The 3,062-nt window shown below is 67.1% G+C and carries 2 protein-coding genes; both read left to right on the top strand.

The window, feature by feature from the left end:
- Positions 1-1,662 (top strand): calcium-binding protein (locus tag ACLF3M_RS35160; protein WP_430661671.1); only part of this gene is annotated, 1,662 nt, incomplete at its 5' end.
- A 221-nt stretch (positions 1,663-1,883) separates the two neighbouring features.
- Entirely contained in the window at positions 1,884-2,873 is a 990-nt protein-coding gene (gene mbfA / locus ACLF3M_RS35155; RefSeq protein WP_430661670.1) for an iron exporter MbfA, read from the top strand.
- The last annotated feature ends 189 nt before the right edge of the window (positions 2,874-3,062 follow it).

Here is a 3,062-nt window from a genome sequence, read left to right as displayed (position 1 = left end):
TCCGGGCTGACCGATCTCGACGCCGACGGCACGGCCGACGACCTTGCCGTCGGCGCCACCGCGACCGGCACCAAGACGGCAACCCTGACCCAGGCGCAGGTCGACGCGGGGTCGGTGACCAACATCGCTACCGGCACCGGCACCGGCACCAACGGCACGACGGTGACCGACACCGATACCAACACCGTGCCGGTCACCCGGACGCCGCATATCGACCTGATCAAGTCGGTCTCGGTCGATGGCGGCACGACCTTCTTCGACGCCAATGCGGCACCCGGGCCGACCCTGCTCTCCGGTACCCCGGTGTTCAGGTATTCGGTCAAGAACGACGGCAACGTCACGTTGTTCAACGTGTCGGTTACCGACGACAACGGAACGCCGGGGAGCACCGGGGACGACTTCCTGGTCACCCTCACCGGACTGGCCGACCTCGACGGCGACGGTCAAATGGATGACCTCGCGGTGGGCGCCACGGCAACCGGCACCGCGCCTGGCGCCTTCCACGCCGGGCAATACACCAACATCGCGAAGGCCAGCGGCACCGGCTCCAACGGCGCGACGGTGACCGACACCGACCCCGCGAACTTCTTCGGCTTCCAGCCCATCGAGTTCACGGGCAACCCGCAGTTCAACTTCCCGAACGACGTCAGCAAGATCCAGCCCAAGCTGCAGGGCGGAAGCTTCACGATCAACGCCCACGCCTACATCTATTGGGACCTCTTCACCTCGGACAAGGACCTCGCGCAGATCAAGCTCGATCCCGCGACCTTCGGCAGCGACTATGCCAACCTCACGGTGTCGATCCTGAAGGTCTGGGACGACGGCGCCGCCGCCGGCCAGCATGGCGACGCGATCTTCCGCGTCTTCGTGTCCAACGAGACGAACACGGCGGTCTCGCTCGCGAACAACACCAACATCGTCTCCTATACGATCGTCGATTCCGCAGGGAATGCGGCCCTGTCGACCAACAAGGGGCTGATCGATCTCATCAACGCCGACCCGCTGATCGGCAACTTCAACAACTTCAGCAACATCGAGAATGCGCTCTCGAAGGACACGGTGGACGGCATCCTGACCAACCCGGCCTCCCTGACGATTAATGCGGACAAGGTCTGGAGCAGCCCGGACGAGACCGGCACCACCAACACCCAGCCGCCGAGCGAGACGCCGAAGAACTACGACGCGCTGGGCGGCAACGATGCGGTGTACGGAAGGAACAACAGCGGCACCGAATCGCTGTCCGGCGGCGACGGCAGCGACATGATCGACGGCCGTGACGGCAACGATGTCCTGAACGGCGGCAACGGCAACGACTTCCTGTTCGGGGGCCTCGGCTCTGACACCCTCGTCGGTGGAGCCGGGAACGATACGCTGCTCGGCAGCTATGGCGGCGACAGCGTGTCCGGCGGAACCGGCGCCGACGTGTTCATCGTCCGCTACGGCGACTTCGAGCGGATTGCAGACTTCAGCAGGAGCGAGGGGGACCGTATCTGGGTGTGGAGCGACAGGCTCGAGACGTCCGCCCCGACGGCCGATGGAACTCCCCCGTCCGTCAGCTATGATCCGGGCACCGGCACCTTGTTCGTGGACGGCCAGCCGGTGGCACTGCTCGAAAACTTGCCGGCCCCGTTCTCCGTCGCGACCGACGTCTTCATCACCTGACCGGGCGCAGCCTGAAACCGGCTACCGGCCCCGCCAGGCGCAATACCTGGCGGGGCGATTTTCTTTCCAGGCACGGGGAGCGCGCAGCTTCCCAGGCCCTCGCCTCGCGATCCGCCCCGCGGCACTGATCCGCCCCAGGCGCGGTGGCGCTCCACGCCCGGGGCGGCTAACTCATGCGTCACCCGGCGTGCCACGGCGCGCGCCTTGCTGGACCGTCGCGCATGACCTCCCTTTTCCGCTCCCTCGGCGGCTCCCGCCGCCGCTTCGACAGCCTCTCCGCGCAGGAGATCCTCGCGCTCGCCATCTCGTCGGAGGAAGAAGACGGCCGGATCTACGCGCTCTACGCGATGCGGCTGCGCGATGCCTATCCCGCCTCGGCCGCCGTCTTCGACGCCATGGCTGCGGAGGAGAACGAGCACCGCCGCCTGCTGATCGACGTCTACCGCGCGCGCTACGGCGACCTGATCCTTCCCATCCGGCGCGAGCACATCGCCGATTTCTACGCCCGCAGGCCGGTCTGGCTGGTCGAGAACCTGCCGCTCGACCGCATCCGGGAGGAAGCGCGCTCGATGGAGCAGGATGCGCTGGCCTTCTACACCGCGGCCGCCGCGCGCACGACGGATGCAGAGGTGCGCAAGCTGCTCGGCGACCTCGCCGCGGCCGAGGCCCGCCATGAGAAGGACGCCGACGAGATCATCGCCGACCGCCTTGGCGACGGCTCCGGCGAGCAGGAGGACGTGGCGGCCAGGCGCCAGTTCGTGCTGACCTGGGTACAGCCGGGGCTGGCGGGGCTGATGGACGGGTCGGTGTCCACCCTCGCGCCGATCTTCGCGACGGCCTTCGCGACGCAGGATCCCTGGACGACCTTCCTCGTCGGCCTCTCCGCCTCGCTGGGCGCGGGTATCTCGATGGGCTTCACGGAAGCCGCGCATGACGACGGCAGGCTGTCGGGCCGCGGCGCGCCGTGGAAGCGCGGCATCGCGTCGGGCGTGATGACCGCGGCCGGCGGGCTCGGCCACGCCCTGCCCTACCTCATCCCGCATTTCTGGACCGCGACGGCGATCGCGCTGGCGGTGGTCTTCGTGGAGCTCTGGGCGATCGTCTGGATCCAGAACCGCTGGATGGAGACGCCCTGGCGACGCGCCATGTTCCAGATCCTGCTCGGCGGCGGGCTGGTGTTGGCGACGGGGATCATCATCGGCGGGTCATAGATCGCGCTGGACAACGGCGATGCGGAACCGGCATGATAGGAACGCGGTCCTTTAGGGGATCCATGCTCTTTGAAACCGTGCATCCGTCCAGGCTGTCAGGCCCGACCGTTTTCGCTGACCGGGCGCTTAGGAAACCTGAATTTGTCCGATGCGGGCGAGGTGTTCAGTGCTTTAGGGCCAAAAATCCTA

Source organism: Falsiroseomonas sp. HW251 (assembly GCF_050563545.1).
Taxonomy (GTDB): domain Bacteria; phylum Pseudomonadota; class Alphaproteobacteria; order Acetobacterales; family Acetobacteraceae; genus Falsiroseomonas.
This window is presented reverse-complemented; position numbering and strand designations above follow the sequence as displayed.

What these genes read in the sequence shown, in the direction of transcription:
- mbfA (WP_430661670.1), top strand. Translation starts at nt 1,884, where the DNA reads ATGACCTCCCTTTTCCGCTCCCTCGGCGGCTCCCGCCGCCGCTTCGAC.